The organism is Sphingobium agri (assembly GCF_023051225.1).
Lineage (GTDB): Bacteria > Pseudomonadota > Alphaproteobacteria > Sphingomonadales > Sphingomonadaceae > Sphingobium > Sphingobium agri.
In genome coordinates this window covers 75339-96062 of sequence record NZ_JALKHS010000011.1, presented here as the reverse complement: position 1 = coordinate 96062, position 20724 = coordinate 75339, and the positions used below count along the sequence as shown (strand labels likewise).

Sequence of the window (20724 nt, the reverse complement as noted above, 5' to 3'; positions counted from 1 at the left end):
TCCTTCAAACGAGTTACGTGCCTTGTTTGAACGTTTGCGAGGGGGCGGGTGAAGGCGGTCCCCTCTCCCGCCTTCGCTGCGCTCCGCACCTCGGCCAGAGTCACGCGCCTCTGGCCGACCCCTGAAGGGGAGAGGGAATGTAGTGCGAAGCCGAGGCGCCTATCTTCATCGGTTTGGATCAATGCGTTGGCGTCGCGGAGGATTTCAGCCAGCCATGCATGCGCATCCAGTCGGCGAACTGGGGCAGCAGCCCGGTTGTGGTGGTGCCGGGGCGTCCCGCGCCGAAGCCGTGCTCGCCGCGTTCATAAGCGTGCAGTTCGACGGGGCGGCGGGCGTTGCGCCATGCGTCGGCAATGGCGAAGCCCTGCTTCTTGAAGAGGCTGTCGTCCATGGCGATGGCGGCGAACATCGGCGGGGCGTCGGCGGGAACGGTGACGGCGGTCATGGGGCCGTAGATATAGCCGATGAAGGCGGGGCGCGCGTCGCCCTGGCCCTCCAGGGTGGCGCTGAGCGCCGTCATGGCACCGGCTGAAAATCCGATCATGCCGAGGCGGGCGGGATCGATGCGAAATTCCTTGGCGCGATTGCGGATCATTGCGAGGGCCGTCAATGCGTCCTGCGTCGCGCGGGGCTCCTTGATCTTGTCGGCGGCGCCCGGCTGGGTCGCCTGTGCCATGCGCTGGCCCATGAATTTGCTGTAGGCCTTCGCATCGCGCGGCGATTCATTCAGGCGATATTTGAGGACGAAGGCGGCGATGCCCTGGCTGGCGAGCCAGCGAGCGATCTCTTCGCCTTCGCTGACCATGGAAAGCTGAAGGAAGGCGCCGCCGGGCGCCACCACGACGCCCGCGCCTGTCGCCTTTGCCGGGTCGGGGAGATAGGGCGTGATCGTCGGCCGCGTGACATTGCGGACAATGTCATTTTCCATGTTCAGCTGACCATAATGGATGCTGTAATGCTCCCATTGTTCGTTGTCCGCGTCCTTCGAGGCTGGATAGAGCGGGATTTCGGCGAGCTTGGGCTTGGCGATCGGCGTGATCTGCATCTGGGCGGCGGCGGGGGCGGCAATCGCCAGGGCCAGGGTGATCAGGGCAAGACGCTTCATCGAATGGGTCTCCTCTCCATCTATTTTGTATCAATCGCATGGACGCGTGCGATTGCACCTTAGACGCCCGTATTCAGTTCGGGAAGCGGCGTCCACTCCCTGTCCGCAGGCAGGGGCGCAAAGATGCTGTCGAGCAGTGTATCCGTGACATCTTCGGGAGTCGCAGGGTTCCATCGCGGCGCATTGTCCTTGTCGAATATGACGGCGCGGACACCTTCGATGAAATCGGGGCGGCGGATGACATGGCAGGCGATGCGATATTCATTGCGCATGTTCGCCGCAAAGTCCCTGTAGCCAGCGCCCTCGGCCATTTGCCGCAGGGCGACCTTGATCGTCTGCGGTGACTTGGTCGCGAGCACCGCCAGTTGCTCGGCCGCCCATTGCGATCCGTCCGCGCGCAAGGCGGCGAGGATATCTTCATAGCGGCGGGCGGCAAAAAGCCGGTCTATGGCGGCGCGCTGTGCTTCCCAGGGGGAGGGGGGCGGCGGGTCGCTCATTTCATCCAGAATCTCGCCGATGCCATCCGGGTCGGCGATGATCCGTGCCTTGACGGCGTCGAGCTTTTCCGAGGCCATATAATGGGTGGCGATGCCGATCGCCGCGCAATCGGCTCCATTGATCCGCGCTCCGGTGGTGGCGAGCCAGGTGCCGGTTCGGCCCGGCATGCGCGGCAGGAACCAGCCGCCGCCAACATCGGGGAAAAGGCCGATGCCCGTTTCGGGCATGGCATAGATGGTGCGTTCCGTGGCGACGCGGAAACGCGCGGGATCGGATATGCCGACGCCGCCGCCCATCACTATGCCGTCGATGAACGCTATGACCGGCTTTTCATATATGAAGAGCAGATGGTTCAGCCGATATTCGATGTGGAAGAAGCGTTCGGCCTCCGAACAGTCACCCTTCGCGCTGTTGGCGATCATGGCGATGTCGCCGCCCGCGCAGAAGCCCCGCGATAATTTGGGATCGCCATCGGGGGAAACGGCATGGTCGAGCATGACAGCGGACACGTTTTCATCGTGACGCCAGGCGAGCAGCGCATCGATCATGGCAGCGCACATTTCGGTCGTCAGCGCATGGAGAGCCCTTGGCCGGTTAAGGCGGATGCGGCCGACGCCATTTTGCACGAAGATGATCAATTGATCAGTCATTTCTCATCCTGCCTGCCGTCCGAGCTTCTTATCTAGATTATCCGAACAGCTGTTATCGGTTCAGATCGTTCCGGGGAAGGGGCCCGGCAGGGAACGGCGGCGCGGCCCGTGTCGTTGAAAAAGCGAGTGTCCATTAGAGGGAGGAAAGGATGAACGGCGATCCGAATGGCGGCGGGCCTGCTGAAACCCTGTCCCCTGCTCTGCCGAACGAGACGGAAGAGGCCGCCGAAGCCTTGCTGAAACTCTGTTGCGACGCCGACCTGAAAATCGCGACGGCGGAGAGTTGCACGGGCGGGCTGCTGGCGTCGCTGCTGACCGATGTGGAAGGCGCGAGCCATGCGTTCGAGCGCGGGTTTGTCGTGTATAGCGAGGATGCCAAGTGCGAGCTGCTGGGCATAGCGCGGGAGAAGATCGATTCGTGCGGCGCGGTGAGCCGCGATGTCGCGATCGCAATGGCAGAGGGTGCGATAGCCCAGTCGAGTGCCGACATCGCCTTGGCGGTGACGGGCTATGCGGGCTCTGCGCCGCCGGGAGATGAGCCGGGCTTGGTGCATTTCGGGTGCGCCCGGCGCGGCGGCGAAACACGGCATCGGGAGGAGCATTTCGGTGACCTGGGACGTGGGCCGATCCGGTTGAAAACAATCGCGGTCGCCTTGGACATGATGAGGGAGGCGGTGCATGGGGGCTGAACGGTTCGAGGCGATTGAAACACATGGGCTGGTGCGGCTGGCTGCCGCGACACCCGAAGCGAGCGTTGCCGATATAGGCGCGAATGCAGCGGCGATCCTGCGTTTGGCGCGTGAGGCGGCTGGCAATGGGGCGGACATCATCCTGTTTCCGGAACTGTCCCTGTCCTCCTACGCCATCGATGACCTGCATTTGCAGGACGCGCTGCTCGATAGGGTGGAGGCGGAGATCGGGCGGCTGGTCGAGGAGAGCGCTGATCTGCCGGTGCTGCTGGTGGGCGCGCCGGTTCGACGGGCGGGGCGGCTTTACAATGCCGCATTGGTGATTGCGGGGGGGAAGCTGCTGGGCGTCGTCCCCAAAAGCTACCTGCCCAATTACCGGGAATATTATGAGAAGCGCTGGTTTGCGCCGGGAGCTGGGCTGGCTGGGCTGGAGATCGACCTCGCAGGGTATCGGGCCCCGTTCGGGCCGGACCTGATCTTCGAGGCCGAGGGACGCGGCGACTTCATATTCCATGTCGAGATTTGCGAGGATTATTGGGCGCCGCTGCCGCCGTCCACCTTTGGCGCGCTGGCGGGCGCGCTGATCCTGTGCAACCTGTCGGCGTCGAACATCATCGTGGGCAAGGCGCGGGACCGCGACCTTTTATCGGCGGCGCAATCCATGCGGTGCATCGCTGCCTATGCCTATTCGGCGGCGGGCTATGGCGAGAGCACGACGGACATGGCCTGGGACGGGCAGGCGATGGTGCATGAGATGGGCGACCTGCTGGCGGAATCGGCACGCTTCGGCGATGCGCCGGAGATCATCTATGCCGATATCGATGCGCAAAGGCTGCGGCTGGAGCGGATGCGCAACGGAACGTTCAACGATACGGCCGAGGCGATGGGGCATCCCGAGCAGCGGTTCCGGAAAGTGGCGTTTGAGGCTGTGGCCGCTGGGAAGCGGGAAGGGCTTTACCGGCCCGTGCGCCGCTTCCCCTTCGTCCCGGCTGATCCGGCGCGGCTGGATGCGGACTGTTATGAGGCGTTCAACATTCAGGTGGAGGGGCTGGTCACCCGTTTCCGCGCGACGTCCGGCAAGCATCTGGTGATCGGCGTGTCGGGCGGTCTGGATTCCACCCATGCGCTGATCGTCGCGGCGAAGGCGTGCGACCGGCTGGGGCTGCCGCGATCGGCGATCCTTGGCTACACGATGCCGGGCTTTGCGACGGGTGAGACGACAAAGGCCAATGCCTGGGCGCTGATGAAGGCGCTGGGCGTGACAGGCGAAGAGATCGATATCCGTCCGGCGGCGCGGCAGATGCTGGCCGACATGAACCATCCCTTTGCGCGCGGCGAGGCAGTGTATGACGTGACGTTCGAGAATGTCCAGGCGGGATTGAGGACCGATTATCTGTTCCGCCTGGCCAACCGGCATGGCGGTTTCGTCGTCGGGACGGGCGACCTTTCCGAACTGGCGCTCGGCTGGTGCACCTATGGCGTCGGCGACCAGATGAGCCATTATGCGGTCAACAGCGGCGTGCCCAAGACGCTGATCCAATATCTGATCCGCTGGTGCATCGCGACGAACCAGTTCGATGCGGAGACGGACGGGATATTGCAGGCGATCGTCGATCAGGAAATCTCGCCCGAACTGGTGCCCGCCGATGCGTCGGGTGCGATGCAGAGCACGGAGAGCAGGGTCGGGCCTTATGCGCTCAACGACTTTTTCCTGCACCATATCGTGCGCTGGGGACAGCCGCCGTCCAAGGTGGCCTTCCTCGCCTGGCATGCGTGGCGCGACATGAAGGAGGGCGGTTGGCCGCCCGGTTATCCCGACAGCGCAAAGCAGGCCTATGACTTGCCCACGATCCGGCACTGGCTCGACAATTTCCTCTACCGCTTCTTCACGATCAGCCAGTTCAAGCGATCCGCGCTGCCCAACGGGCCAAAAGTTTCGGGAGGCGGCGCGCTGTCGCCGCGGGGCGATTGGCGAGCGCCTTCGGACGGCACGGCGACGCTATGGCTGGACGAATTGGAGCGGCGCATCGGGCCTGCCGATGAGCGGTGAACAAATACAGGTGGATCGATGGCATAGTTTCCACGGCGCATCTTTTTTCCGCCACAAATCATTGACCCGAGGGCATAATTGGGTTAAGCAATTGCTAAGGCAGAAAAGCGCGTGATAGCGAGTGATCTGACCGAAAAGGCAAACTGCCGGTGACGGCAAGACGCAAAGCTTCCGGTCTCATGATTGAGACAGCGGGGTTACCGAAGCAGGACATGACGCAATGCAGTCGCTCAGCCTCTTTTCTTCATTCATGATTTTCGGGCCGCCTGGGCGCGCAATATGGCGTCGGCCTTAAACTCGCTATCCGTTCTGGATGGCGCGGGCCTTGATCAGGCCAGCTCGCCACCAGCCAGATTGCAGCATTTCTTGACCGGTCCTGCCGGGCACCATCTCCTTTAACTCCCTCGGGTCGCACTATGGGAGAGAAGCACAGCGTCCCAAAGACCCATCTCCCCACCCGGGGCGCTGTGCTTCATTTTTTACCGGCGAAGGCATGAGAGCTTCTTCATGATCGCTGCAAATCCTGACGGATGAAACAGACCGGCGGCTTGATCGCGCGGCCAAATTGAACCACTGCTGGTGCAGCCCCACATTCGATCTGAGGAACGCTGCATGAAGACCCGCGCCGCCGTCGCATTTGAAGCGAAGAAGCCCCTGGAGATCGTAGAGGTCGATCTGGAAGGCCCGAAGGCTGGCGAGGTCCTGGTCGAGATCATGGCGACCGGCATCTGCCATACCGACGCCTACACGCTCGACGGGTTCGACAGCGAGGGCATATTCCCGTCGATCCTTGGCCATGAGGGCGCAGGTGTCGTGCGTGAGGTTGGCCCGGGCGTGACTTCGGTCAAGGCGGGCGATCATGTGATCCCGCTCTACACGCCCGAATGCCGCCAGTGCAAAAGCTGCCTGTCGGGCAAGACCAACCTGTGCACGGCGATCCGCGCGACCCAGGGTCAGGGGCTGATGCCGGATGGGACGAGCCGGTTCAGCTACAAGGGGCAGACGATCTTCCATTATATGGGCTGCTCGACCTTTTCGAACTTCACGGTGCTGCCAGAGATCGCCGTGGCGAAAATCCGGGAAGACGCGCCTTTCGACAAGAGTTGCTATGTCGGCTGCGGCGTGACGACCGGCGTGGGGGCGGTCATCAATACGGCGAAGGTGACGCCGGGCAGCAATGTCATCGTGTTCGGCCTGGGCGGCATCGGCCTCAATGTCCTGCAGGCGGCGCGCATGGTGGGGGCGGACCGCATTATCGGTGTCGATGTGAACGACGGCAAGGCCGAGTGGGGCAAGCGCTTCGGCATGACCCATTTCTACAACCCCAGGGGCAAGAGCACGGCGGAAGTGGTTGCTGATCTGGTCGCATTGACCGACGGCGGGGCGGATTACACGTTCGACTGCACCGGCAATACCGAGGTCATGCGCCAGGCGCTGGAAGCTTGCCATCGCGGATGGGGCGTTTCGACCGTGATCGGCGTGGCGGAAGCGGGCAAGGAAATCTCCACCCGGCCTTTCCAGCTGGTTACTGGCCGCGTGTGGAAGGGGAGCGCTTTCGGCGGCGCGAAGGGCCGCACGGACGTTCCCAAGATCGTCGACTGGTACATGAACGGCAAGATCGAGATCGACCCGATGATCACCCATGTGCTGACGCTGGAGGAGATCAACAAGGGTTTCGACCTGATGCATGCGGGCGAGAGCATCCGCAGCGTCGTCGTGTTTTGAGCAGCGGCATGGAACAGGTCAGCGCCAACAAGGCCTTTGGCGGCGTGCAGGGCGTCTATCGTCATGCCTCCGCTGAAACCGCGACGGACATGAGCTTTTCGGTCTATGTGCCGCCGCATGAAGAGGGCGCGAAGCTGCCCGTGGTCTGGTATTTGTCGGGCCTGACCTGCACGCATGCGAATGTGACGGAAAAGGGCGAGTTCAGAAAAGCCTGTGCGGAATTGGGGCTCATCTTTGTCGCACCGGACACGTCGCCGCGCGGAGAGGGCGTGCCCGATGATCCTGCGGGTGCCTATGATTTCGGTCTTGGCGCCGGCTTTTACGTCAATGCTACTCAGGCGCCCTTCGATCGCAATTATCGCATGTGGTCTTATGTGACGGAGGAACTGCCTGCCCTGATCACGGAGCATTTTCCGGCCAACATGAGCCGCCAGTCGATCATGGGACATTCGATGGGCGGCCATGGCGCGCTGACCATCGGCTTGCGTCATCCGGACCGGTTCAAGGCGGTGTCTGCTTTCGCGCCGATCGTCGCGCCCGGCCAGGTGGCCTGGGGCGAGAAGGCGTTGGGCGGCTATTTGGGGGACGATCGGGCCGCGTGGCGCAAGCATGACGCCGTCGCCCTGATCGAGGATGGCGCGCGCGTGCCCGAATTACTGGTGGATCAGGGGGCGGCCGACCAGTTTCTGGAGCAGCAGTTGCGCCCGGAATTGTTGCAGGCGGCTTGCGATGCGGCGGGGATCGGGCTGACGCTCAACATGCGCGAGGGCTATGACCATAGCTATTATTTCATATCGAGCTTTATGACGGATCATCTGCGCTGGCATGCGGCGCGGCTTGGCGCGGAGTGATTTTAAGCGGCACCTTTGCGTGAACCGTTCGCCCTGAGGCTGTCGGGGCGAGCGGGCAGGCTTCGACAGGCTCAGCCCGAACGGATGGGGGGTGGGCACTGGATTCCGGATGGCGCACTACCGCCGCTCCTCTGAGAGCTGGAGGCGGCGGGGTTGCTTCAGTTTGACGAAGGTGCCGAGTTCCCGGCGGAGCATGGCCAGCATCCAGCTGCGGTGGTTCGCGATGAATTCGGGAAAGCCCCTGGCGCTGGATGGATCGAAGACCGGCACCTGCCAGTCCGATGGCTGTTCCTCGTAATTCGCTTCGATCCGGGCTGATCCGTCGTCCGGGGCATCGACATGGCTGCCGAAATAGCTGTTGCCTTTGAACCGGAAAGACTCCGCCGGGTCGAAGCCAGCCTTGATCAGATAGTCTGGGCCCTTCCGTCCAATCTCGCTGCCGTAACGGGCAGTGCCCGCGACCTTGAAGACATTGTCGCGAAATCGGATGTCGCGCGCCCATCCGTCCCACTGGGTCGCGACGACCATCTGAACGTCCATCGCCTTGCCGACATGGACGACATTCCTTTCGACCAAAGCTCCTGTCACATTGCCTGCGATCTGGAATATGCGCGTGCCGTCATTGCGGCTGACGTTGAAGCGGGCGACCGTTCCATGATTGCCGATATTGCCGCTGTCATCATGCCGGGGCGAGCAGATGAGCAGAAAGCCACCGGCATTGTCATGGCTGTAATTGTAGAGGAATGTCGTACGGCGGGAGTTGAAGTCTGAATCGAAGCCCTGGCCATCATAGCGGGTGCGGGTATAGGCAGCTTCGTTGAGCTGGATGAGGCTGTTGTCGGTGCTCCATTGCCAGATGCCCGCATTATAGCCGGGCGCGCGGCTGCCTGCATAGCGCACGATATTATGTTCGATGAGCGCTCCATTCGTTCCGCGCGGCACGATGCCGTCGCCGCCCACATCCTCCACATAATTGTCGCGGATGACGACCTTCTCGCTCGGGAACCAGTTGGCGGACGTGACCTGGTCGCTGATGCCTGCAATGCCCGAACGGTCCACGTTCCAGACGATGTTCCGTTCGATGATGAGGTCTTCAAACTTCGTCCGTGTCTTCTGCCCTGCCACGCGGAAGACTATGCCGCCATTGTCCTTGCGATCGTTCGTCCCGCGCACATCATGGATATACATGTCGCGTATGCGGATGCCGCGCGTGATGCCTCGATCTTCGGCCGATATGAGGACGCCGGTGCGGGCGGCGGGCGTCATGCTGTCGTTCGTGACTTCCAGGCCGCTGACCGTCACATAATCGGCGTTCACGATCGCGACGCCGTAGGGAGAAATGCCGCCTGCGTCGATGCGCGGAAGGGATCCTATGCCTTCGGCCGTGACGAGGATCGGTGCATTTTCGCTGCCTGATCGGGTGAGAGTGAGCGGTTCGCGCCACAACGATCCGGCCATCAACTTGACTTCATCACCGGGTTGCAAAGGGAAGGCGGCTACGCGGGAGAGCGACGCCCATGGCTGTGTGGGGGACGTACCTGTGGAACGGTCATCGCCAATCGTCGAGCTGACATAATAGGTTTCGGCATGGGCGACGGTAGCCGCCAATGACAGGGCAAGAAGCGAAGCAGCACCCAATGATTTCAGCAACTTTACCCTCTCACTTTGCTATTAACCTCAGGCAGTTTTTAGCGCCGCCGGGCTGAATGCGAAGTGAAATGGGCGGCCGGAGCAGCAAAAAAAGCCCCGCCTCCAAAAAGGAGACGGGGCATGGGGAGGGAGGCACGAATGCCCCGAAAGCTTGTTAGAGCGCGCTGCGTTTAATCCGACGCAGGTCGCGCGCTCTAGTTGTTCGTCGTCGCGTCGTTACAAGCGCAAAACCGGTTCCCACTTTTGCGCACGATGCTTTAGAATTTGACGCCCACGGTCATGCCGTAGGTTCGCGGTTCGGCATAATAGCCGCCTGCAAAGCCAAGCTGGCCATAGTCGATGCCGCGGACGAAATCCTTCGCATTGGTGAGGTTCTTGACCCACAGGCGGACTTCGCCTTCGCCCGAGCCAAGCGCGAAGCCGTCGATGCCGATCTGGGCATCGATCAGGTCGATATCGTCGCCCTTGATCTGCTCATTGAACGGCGATCCCAGCGGGCTGCTGAAATTATATTTGCCGTCTTCATGCGTGTAGCCGATCCGTGCGCGCAGGGTCGCGTTGCGCCAGTTCAACGGGAACTGCGCGTTCAGCGCCACATTGGCGGTGAGCGGAGACGTGTAGCCGGGCGTCGCGATAGAAGCGATGTTGACCGGCGGCTCCCCGGCTACGGGCGACTGGCCTGCGAGGAACTCCTTATATTTTATGTCGATATAGCCGATGCTGCCGTCGAGCGAGAAATTGTCCGAAAGGACAGCCTGCGCCTCTGCTTCAACGCCGTTGTAAACCACCTTGCCCGCATTGATGATGCGCGTGGCAAACGTCCCGACGGGGGCGTTGGTGACGGGGCCGATGACGGCAAGATTGTCGTAAATGTTATGATAGGCTGCGAGGTTCAGACGCAGGCGGCGATCGAGAAGCTCGGTCTTCACGCCCACTTCATAGGAGGTCACCTTTTCCGGTTCGAAGCTGCCGAGCTGGCTCGTGCCAGTGATTGCCGGGTCCTGGGAATTGAAGCCACCCGAGCGATAGCCGGTGGCCGCGCGGGCATACAGGTTGATGCCGTCGGCGACATCATAGCCCGCCATCAGGTTCCAGGTGAACTTGCTGAACTTGGCTTTGCCATATTCCGGTACGGCGGGTGCGACTGCGCCGTTCTGAAGGCGGAGCATCTTCTTTTCGTCCCAGGTGTAGCGGCCGCCTGCGGTCAGGCGGATGCCACTGTCACGGCCACCCGGATAGAAGGTAAACTGGCCATAAACTGCGGTGCTTTCGCTCCATGCCGTGTATCTCAGCCGGGCGAGCGTCTGGACGAGGCGGTAGCGCGCCGGATTTGCAGCAACAAAGCTGGGGCCAAGCGGGCCGAAGTTTCCGAGGAAAACGGAATTGGTGTCGAGAATGAAGCCGCTGTTCTGACGGCCATTTTCCGTGCCCTTTTCCCAGAAGTAGAAGCCGCCAACGACCCAGTCCAGTGAACTGCTGTCACCGGAGATTTCGACTTCCTGGCTGAACTGCTTGTGCCGCCGGCTATTCTCAACGGAGAATAGATCCTGCGTGATTGTCGGCACTGGCGCAGCGGAGATGAACGGAATGGCCGCTGCCGGGATGGTTGGAATGAACTGCAACAGCGACGCGGGCATGCCGTTGAACAGGGTCGCGTTGGAGAAGGCCGGGCCGCTGAACGCGCCGAGGCCGTCCAGGTCGGTCACATTGTCACTGTTCCAGAACCGGTAGCCGGTGGTCGACTTGACCTTGAAGCCGCCAAAATCATTCTGAACCTGCAGATTGTGACCCCAGGTCTTGTCGACGGCGCGGCTGAGGATGTTGTTGCAGACTTCATGGCGGTATCTGCGCTCCGGCGTTGCGAGCGCTGCGCATTCCGGATCGGCGAAGGTCGCGCCCGCCAGATACTGGGCGACCGGGGCCTGCTGCGTGACCAAGGCCTGGCGGCCGTCGACGGTGATCGGCGCGTTGGGCGTGCCGTCCGAGACATTGGTCAGGATGAAGGGAAGGGGCGTGCCCTTGATCCGGTTCCAGTCGAAAATATACTGGATGCTGCCGGTTCCGCCGAGATCGATGCGGGCAGCGCCGCGGAACGCGTCGGACGTGCGGGCGCCCGGATCGCGAGAGTCGCGTGGTTGGAGGATGTTGTCGATGACGCCGTCGCGTTCGCTGTGGCTGTAGGAGAAGCTGGTTGATATGCCCGCAATCTCACCCGGATCGATCGACAGCTTGCCGTTCCAGGCATTGAAATTGCCATAGCCAGCCTCGGCCTTCAGCCGGAAGGTGGATGAAGGCGCGCGGGTGATGAAATGGATCGCGCCGCCAGTCGTGTTGCGGCCGAACAAGGTGCCCTGCGGCCCGCGCAGCACTTCGACGCGTTCGATGTCAGTGACGCCAAGGCCCAGGGCGCCACCGCGAGCAATATACACGCCGTCCACATACAGGCCGTTGGCAGCGTCGATGCCGAAGCTTTCGCTGCCACCATTGGAAATGCCGCGAATGGAGAAGACGGCGGCGGCGTTGCTGGTCGTGCCCTGGGTCACGACGACGTTGGGCGCTAGGCCGCTCAAGTCGCGGCTGTCGCGGATGCCGAGCTGCTCCACCTTTTCAGAACTGATCGCGCTGATGGCGATGGGAACGTCCTGAAGATTCTGGGCGCGCTTCTGGGCGGTGACGACGATTTCCTCGAGACCCGACGTTGCCGGTTCGGCGTCGGTCTGCGCCATCGACTGACTGGCAAGTGCGAGGCCACTGACCCCCATGATCAGTTGTAGCGCAGCATATCTATATGTCTTGGCCATGAATATCTCTCCCTTGGATATTATGAAGTTGGTGATGAGGATGAACGTGGGCGCACGAAATCTTCGCGCATGCGCCGATCAGGCAGTTTTGATCTGATCCTGGAAGGTATCAGCCGGGCATATACAGTTGAGCGGCCTTTCCGCCGTCTACAGGCAATGCCGTTCCCGTGATGTAACTTGCAGCGTCGGAAAGCATGAAGACGATGGCGTGCGCCAGTTCTTCAGGCTGGCCGCCACGCTGCATCGGTATGGCGGCCGTCGTGCGAGCGGCGGTGTCGGACGCGCGCGCGGAAAACAGTTCCGTGGGGGCGGTCTGCACCTGCCCCGGAATGATGGCATTGATCCGGATGCCAAGGGGTGCGGCTTCCATCGCCGCGGCCGCCGTGAAATGCACCAGCGCGGCCTTCGAAGCGGAATAGCTGGCCATGTTCACGGTCGCGCGGATGCCGCAGGTCGAGGCGATATTGACGATCGATCCCTTCCCCGCCGCAGTCATCACTTTCAGCGCGGCCTTGGTGCTGACGAATGCGGCGTCGCTGTTGACGGCGAAATCCTTGCGCCAATGTTCGAGCGTCAACTTGCTGATCGGCGCATAATGGGTCGACATGGCGTTGTTCACCAGCATGTCGAGCCGGCCATATTTCTGGGCTACGCCCTCGATCATGGCCGTAAGCGCGTCCGTGTCGGCGACGTCCAACTGGACCGCCTCGATCAGGCCGCCTTGCGCCGAAATGCTGTTGCGCGCGCTGTCCAGCAGCGCCTGCCTGCGCCCGCAGATGACAACCTGCGCGCCGCGCTGCGCCAGCAAGCTGGCAGTGGCGAGGCCGATGCCATCGCTGCCGCCCGTGATGATGGCGACGCGGCCTTGAAAATCCTCGCTCATGTCGACGTCCAGAACCTCACCTAACAGAATCGCACTCTGCTCCGAGTGTGGGTGCGATGCGACTCAAGATTCCCAAAAATACGGAATTTGTAAATCGATAAATTCCGAACTTGAATGTTCTGGAGGTGATATGGAAGGGGCCTTGCAGGCAAATGAGCCATTTATAGATCGTGATATGGGCAGCTCCCGGCTTAGAGAAAATCTAGTAAATACAGGGGCAATCACGTTGTTGGCCCAGAAAATGCCGGCATCAATCAAGTGCACTGATCATGCGGAAAAAAAATGTTGTTGAATTACGCGGGCGGCGGAATAGAGTCGTGTTCAAGCAGAACGGCGATGAGTCGAGGATAGAGGATGCCGGAATCGAACCGGGGCCAAGGCTCCGGCGCAATTCCCCGTCGGACGATCCCTGCGGCGGTGAGGTGATCCCCAAGGATAGCATGAGCAAGATCGATCCCATTTTCGCGGCCGTCACCGCACCCGGCACGCCTTTCGAAATCGGCGAGCAGGATGGCCTCCGCTTCTTCGTGAACGCGCCTTCGGACCTCAACCAGTTGATCGAAGGGGCGCGGCGCTTCGGCGACCAGACATGCATCGTCGATTTTGACGGCGCAGAGGGCGAGCGGCGGGTGAGTTTCACCCAGTTGTTCGCCTGGCGCGACCATTTGGCGGCTCGGCTCGGCATCACGCGGGGGCAGAGGGTTGCGATCTGCATGCGCAACCGTGCCGAATGGATGGTCGCCTTTCTCGCCGTTGTGAAGCAGGGCGGCGTTGCAGCGCTGCTCAATAGCCGGGGATCGCCCGCCGAGCTGAACGCGATGGTCGAAGAGGTGACGCCGGAGCTTGTGCTGGCGGATACCGACAGAGCCGCGCTTCTGCGCGATGGCGGTTATGCGGGCCGGTTGATCGATGTAACGCGGCCTTTGGGAGATGCGCCCACTGCCGTAGAACCCGAGAAGACCGCAGCGCCGAATGATCCCTGCGCCATTCTGTTTACATCAGGCACGACGGGGCGGGTGAAGGGCGCGGTTCTGTCCCATCGCAGCCTGATCACCGGATTGCTGGGCACGCAGCTGACCGGAACGATGGTGCTGCATAACATGGCCCAACAATATGGGGTTTCGGTGGATGCCATTGCGTCGCAGGTGCCGCCCCAGGCCATTTTGCTCGTCTATCCGCTTTTCCATATTTCGGGGTTGGGCTCCGGTTTCCTCGCGCCTTTCCTGTCAGGCGGCAAGATCGTCATCATGCGCCGCTGGGATGCGGAAGAGGCTGTCCGGCTGATCGAGCGGGAGCGGGTGACGCAGCTTTCGACCGTCCCAACGATGTTGTGGGACATGGTGCATCGGGCGCGCACCAAGGATGCTGACCTGAGTTCGGTGCGGAACATCGGATCGGGCGGCCAGGCGCTGCCGCTCAACCTGCTGGAGGAGGTGCAGAAGCTGTGCCCCCATTCGATGATCGGGACCGGCTATGGCATGACCGAGACATCGGGCGCGATCGCTCAGGCCGTGGGAGCGGACTTCCTGGCAGCCCGGGCTTCGGCGGGACGGGTGCTGCCGCTGGTCGACTTGCGGATCGAGCGGGAGGACGGCACCGTCTGCGGTCCCAACGAAACCGGCGAGATCATTGTGCGCAGCGCCATGATCATGAGCGGATATTGGAACCGGCCGGAGGATACGGCGAAGACCTTCACGCCTGACGGTTGGCTGCGTACCGGCGACATCGGCTATCAGGATGAGGACGGGTACATCTTCATCGTCGATCGCGCCAAGGACATGGTCATTTCAGGCGGCGAGAATATCTATTGCGCCGAAGTCGAGCGCGTCCTCAGCGAAATGCCGCAGATCACTGAATGCGCGACATTCGGGATAGCGGATGAGCGATTGGGCGAGGCGCTGGTCGCGGTGGTTCAGGCGGATGGCCTGGACGAACGCAGCGTCATCGATTGGGTGGCGGGCAGGCTTGCGCCCTACAAGGCGCCGGTGCGCGTCGCCTTTTCCGCCGAGCCGCTGCCGCGCAACCAGTCGCAGAAAATCAACAAGATCGCGCTTCGTGCGCTGTGGCCTGAACTGGCCGGCAACAACTGAACAGGAGAGTTCCGCATGGGCATGCCCAAGGACATAAAGATAATCGACTGCATGCTGGGCATTCCCGAGGCGGAAGACCGTTCCGCCTGGTTCGATCCCTTCCGTCCGCTGATCAAGGACCAGCAGACGCTTCAGCAGTTCGCGATGCCCGCGCAATATATGTTCAAGGACATTCCGCAGACCGGCAAGGTTGATGACTTTGTATCATGGACCGTCGAGCAGATGGACCAATATGGTATCGACAAGGCGCTGGTCGGATGGAACGACAATGCGACATCCTACCGCGCCAAGGAAATGTATGGCGACCGCTTCTTCTTCGACCTGCCCTGTGATCCCAACCGGGGGATGGAGGAAGTAAAGCGGATCAAGCGCATCCATGCGGAAGTCGGGCTGTCGGCGATCAGCGTCTTTCCGGCGGGCACGCTGCCGCAGGTGGCGATCAATCACAAATATATGTTCCCGCTCTATACCTGTGCGGCGGAACTGGGGCTGCCGGTCTTGCTGAATGCGGGCATTCCGGGTCCGCGTATCCCGATGGAAACGCAGAAGGTCGAACATCTGGATGAGGTCTGCTGGTTCTTCCCGGACCTGAAGGTCGTCATGCGTCATGGCGCGGAGCCGTGGGAAGCTTTGGCGGTCAAGCTGATGCTGAAATGGCCGAACCTCTATTATTCGACCAGCGCCTTTGCGCCCAAGCACTATCCCAAGGCGATCATAGACTACGCCAATACGCGCGGCGCGGACAAGATCATCTATGCGGGCTACTTTCCCATGGGCCTCAGCCTGGAGCGGATCTTCAGCGACATGCAGAACGTCCCCTTCAAGGACGAGGTATGGCCGAAGTTCCTGCGTGAAAACGCCATCAAGGTCTTTGACCTCAAATAATCTGACGGAGCCTTTTCCATGTCTAACCCCGAAATCGCCGCCGCATCCGATGCGCGCACGCCGCCGGTTGCCGTATGGCAGATCCTTGAGAAGCTCAAAGGGCAGGACCTGCTCGATTGGCGGCTGGCCGAAGTGAAGGACCGCGCTTCGATCAAGGAGCGCAACCTCGATATCGGCATTCCTTTTGGCTGGTATCCGATCCTCCTGTCTTCGGAACTGCAGGTCGGAGAAGTGAAGCCGCTGCGCTATTTCTCGCAGGACCTGGCGATCTGGCGCGGCGAGGACGGCAAGGTCCGCATGCTCGACGCCTATTGCAAGCATCTGGGCGCACATATGGGGCATGGCGGCAAGGTGCACGGCAATCTGCTGGAGTGCCCCTTCCATGCCTGGCGCTATGATGGCGACGAGGCGGTGGTCAAGGACGTGCCCTATGCCCGCAATATCCCGCCGCAGGTGAAGCGCAAGTGCACGCGCAACTGGCACATTACCGAAGCCAATCGTTTCATCTGGGCCTGGTATCACCCGCAGGATGAAGCGCCGCTGTTCGAGGTGGCGGTGCTGCCCGAGGCGAGCGATCCTGAATGGACCGACTATGAGGTTCACGAATGGAATGTCTGGGGATCGCTCCAGAATATGGCGGAAAATGGCGTCGACGTCGCGCATTTCCGTTTCATCCATGGCACCGCCAATGTGCCGCTGGGCGAACTGCGGTGGGGAGACTGGGGCCGTGGCGCTGACGTGAAGGCGAAAATGGGCACGCCATGGGGCGAGGTGGATGGCTGCATCAGCTACGACACGATGGGGCCGGGACAAAGCTGGACGCGCTTTACCGGCATTTCGGAGACGCTGCTGGTTGCCTGCCTCGCGCCGGTGGAGCTGGACCATGTGCATGTCCGCTTCTGCTTTACCCAGCCCAAGGCCCAGGCCGAAGGCGAGCGGGCGGGTGTCGCCAAGGCGATCATCCGCGACATCTGCAAGCAGTTCGACCAGGATAAGGTCGTGTGGGATCGGCAGAAGTTCGAGCCCAACCCGATCATCTGCGATGGTGATGGCCCCATCCCGCAGTTCCGCAAATATTATGCGCGCTACTATGCGGATCAGAGCGCGGCGGCCGCGGAATAAAGCGGATTACGAGCAGCTGCACCGCCACCCCCGTCCTGGCTAAGCCCTTCGACAAGCTCAGGGCGAGCGGGGCGGGGGATAGATGATCTCCTATGGCTGTCACGCCAAAAGAAGCTCTTGGAGAGATAGGAATGGACATGACACGCCGGGAAACGATGGCGGGCGGTGCGGCGCTTGTGGGGCTGGCGGGCACTGCCAAGGCTGCGACGCCGCGCTCCACTCCGCTCGACACGCATGATGCGCTCGGGCTGGCCGAACTGGTCGCCAAGCGCAAGGTTTCGCCAAGCGAATTGCTGGAATCGGCGATCGGCAAGGCGGAGGCGCTGAACCCGCGGTTCAACTTCCTTGCGCAGAAACATTATGACTATGGCCGCGCGGCAATCGCCAAGGGGTTGCCGCAAGGGCCATTCAGCGGCGTTCCATGGCTGCTGAAGGATCTCAACACCTATATCGCGGGCCTGCCGACCGAGAATGGCAGCCGTTTCTACAAGGGCTACATGCCTGAGGTAACCTCCGAGCTGGTCCGGCGCATCGAGAAGGCTGGCTTTGTCATCTTCGGCAAGACGACAGTGCCCGAACTGGGCCTGACCGGCACGACTGAAAACAAGCTGACCGGTGACACGCGCAACCCGTGGGACAGGAGCCGGATCACAGGCGGATCGTCAGGCGGCGCTGCAGCGGCAGTGGCGGCGGGCGTGCTCCCCGCCGCGCACGCTACCGACGGTGGCGGGTCGATCCGCATTCCGGCGTCGTGCTGCGGGCTCTTTGGGCTGAAGCCGAGCCGGGGGCGCGTGCCGATGGGACCGCCGCGCACCGAAGGGTGGGGCGGATTGTCGGTGCATCATGCCGTCACCCGCAGCGTGAGGGACTCCGCCGCCATATTGGATGCGACGCAGGGGCCTGAACCGGGCGCCCGCTATGCCGCGCCGACGCCGGGCGAGACTTTCCTGTCGCAAGTCGGCAAGGCTCCGGGCCGGTTGCGGATAGCATTGATGCTGAATGCGCCTGCGGGATCGCCCGTCGACCCCGAATGCGTCGAAGCGGCGCGCAAGGCGGCACGGCTGTGCGAGAGCCTGGGTCATCATGTCGAGGAAGCTGCGCCGAAGCTGGACGTCGCGGCGATGGGCGCGGCGAGTTTCGTGCTGATCGGTTCATCGGTTGCAGCGGACATGACGGATCGCGCGAAGGCGACCGGCATGGCGATAGGGCCGGACGTGCTGGAACCGATCACGCTGGGTTTCGTCGGCTATGGGCAGAAGGCGGCCGGCATGGACTTCGCCCGTGCGAACAACACGCTTCAGGCTGCGGCTATCAGCATGGCGCAGTTCATGGCGAATTATGATGTGATCCTGTCGCCGACACTGGCCGCTCCGCCATTGAAGCTGGGCCAGATCAACCTCACTCCCGATGTCGATTTTGCGGCATGGGGACAGCGGGCGGCGGTCTTCTCGCCCTTTACGCAGGTCGCGAACATGACCGGCCAGCCCGCCATGTCTGTGCCGCTCGCCATGTCGTCGGCAGGTCTGCCGATCGGCGTGATGTTCACGGGCCGTTATGGCGACGAGGCGACGCTGTTCCGCCTGGCCGGTCAGCTGGAAAGCGCTGCGCCCTGGAAGAACAGGCGTCCGGCGGTTTAAGATATTGGAGAGAATGATGCGCGGATTGGAAGGCAAGGCAGGGATCGTCGCGGGCGGCGGGCGCGGTATCGGCGCGGCCACGGCGCGGCGGCTGGTCGCCGAAGGCGCATCGGTTGTGATCGGCGACATCGTTGGCGACTGGGCCGAGGACACGGCGCGCGCGATCCGTGAGGAAGGCGGGCGGGCGATCGGCGTCGTGCTCGACGGGACCAAGGCAGCGTCGCAGGGCGCGATCGTGGAGGCGGCCTTGTCCGAGTTCGGGCGGCTCGACTTCTACCACAGCAATCTGGCGGGCGGGACCGAAGGCGACATCGACGTGCTGAACTGCACGGAAGAGGTGCTGGACCGGTCCTTCGCGATCAATGCCAAGAGTCATTTCCTGGCGACGCAGGCCGCTCTTCCAGTGCTGCTGGAGCGGGGCGGCGGGGCGATGATCTACACATCCTCTGGCGCCGCGATTTCAGGCAACCCGTTGCAGGTCGCCTATCCGATGACCAAGAATGCGCTGCATGCCCTTGTCCGCCACGTCGCGCGAAAATTCGGGAAGCAGGGCATTCGCGCCAACGGCATCTGCCCTGGCGTGGTACTGACAGAAGCGGTCGCACAGCATCTGACACAGGACTATGTAGACAGGATGCTGGAAAATCTGCCGCACCGCCGCCTCGGCAAGCCGGACGATATTGCAGGCGCGGTCGCTTTCCTGGCCTCCGATGATGGGGAATGGGTCAACGGGCAACTCTGGCACGTCAATGGCGGCTCGCTCTTGCGAGATTGAAAGACATGCGCCCTGCTTCCAATCCCTGGGTCGTGCTGGCGATGCTGCTGGCGATCTACATCGTCAATTATGCCGACCGCTACCTGATCACCGGGTTGATCGGCCCGATCAAGGCCGAGTTCGGCATCGGCGATGCGATGATGGGCATGTTGATGGGCCCCGCCTTCGTGCTGCTATATGTGGTGCTCGGCGTGCCCTTCGCGCGGCTGGCGGATCGCACGTCGCGCGTGCGGATCATCGCGGCTGGCTGCATCCTCTGGAGCGCGGCGACGGTCGCCACCGGCCTTTCGAGCGGCCCGGTCAGCCTGACCCTCGCCCGGGTTGGCGTGGGCGTAGGGGAAGCGGCCTTCGTAGCGCCGGCCTATTCGCTGCTATCCGACTATTTCCGGCCGGAGAGGCGTGGGCTCGCCTTCGCGATATTGGGACTTGCAGCCTATGTCGGCCAGATTGCGGGACAGGCGGGAGGGCCAGCGATTGCGGCTGCGCATGATTGGCGCATGGCATTTCACAGCATGGGCCTTGTCGGGGTCCTTCTGGGCCTCGGCGCGCTCCTGCTGATCCGCGAGCCGCGGCGTAGCGGTACGAGTGGAGAGCAGGTGGAAGCGTTGCCGCTTGGCCAGCTGGTCGGATGCCTCGTCCGCAGTCCAGCCTATCTGCTGATGATGTTCGCCTTTGGCTTTGGTGTTTTGTCCGGTGTGTCCTTTGGCTTTTGGGGTCCGGAACTCTTCACCCGGGCTTATGGGCTTGATCCGGTGGCGGCCAAGTCGGCCTTCGCGATCAACTTCGGTCTGTCTGGGCTGATCGGCATGCTGTTGTTCGGCGCGCTGTCCGACCGGCTCGCCAAGCGCAGCATGATCTGGCCGTCGCGCCTTTCCGCATTGGCGCTGGGCGCCGCCACCTGCGCGATCTTGATGTCCAGCTGGGCTGGCAGCTTCGATATGGCGAAGCTGGCGGCGATCCCTGCCGGGCTGCTGGGCGGAGGCTGGTCCGTCGGGTTTATCGCGACACTGCAATATATGCTGCCTGCGCGCATCAGGGCGGCGTCGACGGCTCTGTTTCTGGCGGTTACGACGCTGCTGGGCTTCTTCGTGGGACCATGGGCGACCGGAGCGATCAGCCAGATGCTGGGCCATGACGCGGCATCGCTCCGCATGGCGCTGACCCTCATCATTCCCTTCGGCTTCCTGTCAGCGCTGCTCGGTTGGGCGGCGGCGAGCCGGGTGGAGCAGGACCGTGCGCGACTGAATGATGCTCTTTCGATTCGACCTTCTGACCCTTTGCTGGCAAGAGTGGCGGCAGAAAGAGGTTGAGCG

The 20724-nt window shown here is 62.3% G+C and carries 15 protein-coding genes and 1 riboswitch; of the genes, 10 read left to right on the top strand and 5 right to left on the bottom strand.

What is annotated here, in order from left to right; genetic code table 11:
* Nucleotides 1–178: 178 nt before the first annotated feature.
* Nucleotides 179–1105 (bottom strand): alpha/beta hydrolase, encoded by a 927-nt coding sequence (locus tag MU848_RS14135; protein WP_247233552.1) that lies wholly within the window; start codon nt 1103–1105, stop codon nt 179–181.
* Nucleotides 1106–1164: 59 nt separating this feature from the next.
* A complete protein-coding gene (locus MU848_RS14130) occupies nt 1165–2253 on the bottom strand; it encodes an enoyl-CoA hydratase/isomerase family protein (protein ID WP_247233550.1) in 1089 nt (362 codons plus the stop codon).
* Between the two features lie 149 nt (nt 2254–2402).
* Here MU848_RS14130 and MU848_RS14125 point away from each other — a divergent pair, with 149 nt between their 5' ends.
* The 4 genes from MU848_RS14125 to fghA all read left to right on the top strand — a co-directional run bounded on the left by MU848_RS14125 (nt 2403) and on the right by fghA (nt 7568).
* Nucleotides 2403–2942 (top strand): CinA family protein, encoded by a 540-nt coding sequence (locus MU848_RS14125; protein WP_247233548.1) that lies wholly within the window; start codon nt 2403–2405, stop codon nt 2940–2942.
* Nucleotides 2932–4992 carry an NAD(+) synthase gene (locus MU848_RS14120; RefSeq protein ID WP_247233545.1) on the top strand — a complete coding sequence of 687 codons (2061 nt, stop codon included), beginning with the start codon at nt 2932–2934 and terminating at the stop codon, nt 4990–4992. Before MU848_RS14125 ends, MU848_RS14120 begins: the two co-directional genes overlap by 11 nt.
* Before the next feature lie 127 nt (nt 4993–5119).
* Nucleotides 5120–5197: riboswitch (cyclic di-GMP riboswitch) on the top strand.
* 407 nt (nt 5198–5604) lie between these two features.
* The gene (locus MU848_RS14115) at nt 5605–6717 is read left to right on the top strand and encodes an S-(hydroxymethyl)glutathione dehydrogenase/class III alcohol dehydrogenase (protein ID WP_247233543.1); all 1113 of its coding nucleotides are present in this window, start codon (nt 5605–5607) and stop codon (nt 6715–6717) included.
* A gap of 8 nt (nt 6718–6725) precedes the next feature.
* Nucleotides 6726–7568 (top strand): S-formylglutathione hydrolase, encoded by an 843-nt coding sequence (gene fghA, locus MU848_RS14110; protein ID WP_247233542.1) that lies wholly within the window; start codon nt 6726–6728, stop codon nt 7566–7568.
* 117 nt (nt 7569–7685) lie between these two features.
* Here fghA and MU848_RS14105 read toward each other — a convergent pair whose 3' ends face one another.
* The 3 genes from MU848_RS14105 to MU848_RS14095 all read right to left on the bottom strand — a co-directional run bounded on the left by MU848_RS14105 (nt 7686) and on the right by MU848_RS14095 (nt 12902).
* Nucleotides 7686–9218 carry a right-handed parallel beta-helix repeat-containing protein gene (locus MU848_RS14105; protein WP_247233539.1) on the bottom strand — a complete coding sequence of 511 codons (1533 nt, stop codon included), beginning with the start codon at nt 9216–9218 and terminating at the stop codon, nt 7686–7688.
* Between the two features lie 257 nt (nt 9219–9475).
* On the bottom strand, nt 9476–12019 hold the full coding sequence (locus tag MU848_RS14100) for a TonB-dependent receptor (RefSeq protein WP_097093551.1): 2544 nt from the start codon (nt 12017–12019) through the stop codon (nt 9476–9478).
* A gap of 109 nt (nt 12020–12128) precedes the next feature.
* The gene (locus MU848_RS14095; protein ID WP_247233537.1) at nt 12129–12902 is read right to left on the bottom strand and encodes an SDR family NAD(P)-dependent oxidoreductase; all 774 of its coding nucleotides are present in this window, start codon (nt 12900–12902) and stop codon (nt 12129–12131) included.
* A 440-nt stretch (nt 12903–13342) separates the two neighbouring features.
* Here MU848_RS14095 and MU848_RS14090 point away from each other — a divergent pair, with 440 nt between their 5' ends.
* From MU848_RS14090 to MU848_RS14065, 6 genes are all read left to right on the top strand, one after another.
* Nucleotides 13343–14992, top strand: coding sequence for a class I adenylate-forming enzyme family protein (locus MU848_RS14090; RefSeq protein WP_247233535.1), 1650 nt, complete (start codon nt 13343–13345; stop codon nt 14990–14992).
* A 15-nt stretch (nt 14993–15007) separates the two neighbouring features.
* Complete coding sequence (locus MU848_RS14085) at nt 15008–15877, top strand: amidohydrolase family protein (protein WP_097093549.1); 870 nt, start codon at nt 15008–15010, stop codon at nt 15875–15877.
* 18 nt (nt 15878–15895) lie between these two features.
* On the top strand, nt 15896–16999 hold the full coding sequence (locus tag MU848_RS14080; RefSeq protein WP_247233533.1) for a Rieske 2Fe-2S domain-containing protein: 1104 nt from the start codon (nt 15896–15898) through the stop codon (nt 16997–16999).
* A 137-nt stretch (nt 17000–17136) separates the two neighbouring features.
* Entirely contained in the window at nt 17137–18636 is a 1500-nt protein-coding gene (locus MU848_RS14075; protein WP_247233524.1) for an amidase, read from the top strand.
* Nucleotides 18637–18652: 16 nt separating this feature from the next.
* Nucleotides 18653–19411 (top strand): SDR family NAD(P)-dependent oxidoreductase, encoded by a 759-nt coding sequence (locus tag MU848_RS14070; protein ID WP_247233521.1) that lies wholly within the window; start codon nt 18653–18655, stop codon nt 19409–19411.
* Nucleotides 19412–19416: 5 nt separating this feature from the next.
* Nucleotides 19417–20721 carry a spinster family MFS transporter gene (locus MU848_RS14065; protein WP_247233519.1) on the top strand — a complete coding sequence of 435 codons (1305 nt, stop codon included), beginning with the start codon at nt 19417–19419 and terminating at the stop codon, nt 20719–20721.
* Nucleotides 20722–20724 lie beyond the last annotated feature (3 nt).

What these genes read in the sequence shown, in the direction of transcription:
- MU848_RS14095 (WP_247233537.1), bottom strand. Translation starts at nt 12,902, where the DNA reads ATGAGCGAGGATTTTCAAGGCCGCGTCGCCATCATCACGGGCGGCAGC.
- MU848_RS14100 (WP_097093551.1), bottom strand. Translation starts at nt 12,019, where the DNA reads ATGGCCAAGACATATAGATATGCTGCGCTACAACTGATCATGGGGGTC.
- MU848_RS14120 (WP_247233545.1), top strand. Translation starts at nt 2,932, where the DNA reads ATGGGGGCTGAACGGTTCGAGGCGATTGAAACACATGGGCTGGTGCGG.
- MU848_RS14065 (WP_247233519.1), top strand. Translation starts at nt 19,417, where the DNA reads ATGCGCCCTGCTTCCAATCCCTGGGTCGTGCTGGCGATGCTGCTGGCG.
- MU848_RS14130 (WP_247233550.1), bottom strand. Translation starts at nt 2,253, where the DNA reads ATGACTGATCAATTGATCATCTTCGTGCAAAATGGCGTCGGCCGCATC.
- MU848_RS14135 (WP_247233552.1), bottom strand. Translation starts at nt 1,105, where the DNA reads ATGAAGCGTCTTGCCCTGATCACCCTGGCCCTGGCGATTGCCGCCCCC.
- MU848_RS14090 (WP_247233535.1), top strand. Translation starts at nt 13,343, where the DNA reads ATGAGCAAGATCGATCCCATTTTCGCGGCCGTCACCGCACCCGGCACG.
- MU848_RS14075 (WP_247233524.1), top strand. Translation starts at nt 17,137, where the DNA reads ATGACACGCCGGGAAACGATGGCGGGCGGTGCGGCGCTTGTGGGGCTG.
- MU848_RS14070 (WP_247233521.1), top strand. Translation starts at nt 18,653, where the DNA reads ATGCGCGGATTGGAAGGCAAGGCAGGGATCGTCGCGGGCGGCGGGCGC.
- MU848_RS14125 (WP_247233548.1), top strand. Translation starts at nt 2,403, where the DNA reads ATGAACGGCGATCCGAATGGCGGCGGGCCTGCTGAAACCCTGTCCCCT.
- MU848_RS14115 (WP_247233543.1), top strand. Translation starts at nt 5,605, where the DNA reads ATGAAGACCCGCGCCGCCGTCGCATTTGAAGCGAAGAAGCCCCTGGAG.
- fghA (WP_247233542.1), top strand. Translation starts at nt 6,726, where the DNA reads ATGGAACAGGTCAGCGCCAACAAGGCCTTTGGCGGCGTGCAGGGCGTC.
- MU848_RS14080 (WP_247233533.1), top strand. Translation starts at nt 15,896, where the DNA reads ATGTCTAACCCCGAAATCGCCGCCGCATCCGATGCGCGCACGCCGCCG.
- MU848_RS14085 (WP_097093549.1), top strand. Translation starts at nt 15,008, where the DNA reads ATGGGCATGCCCAAGGACATAAAGATAATCGACTGCATGCTGGGCATT.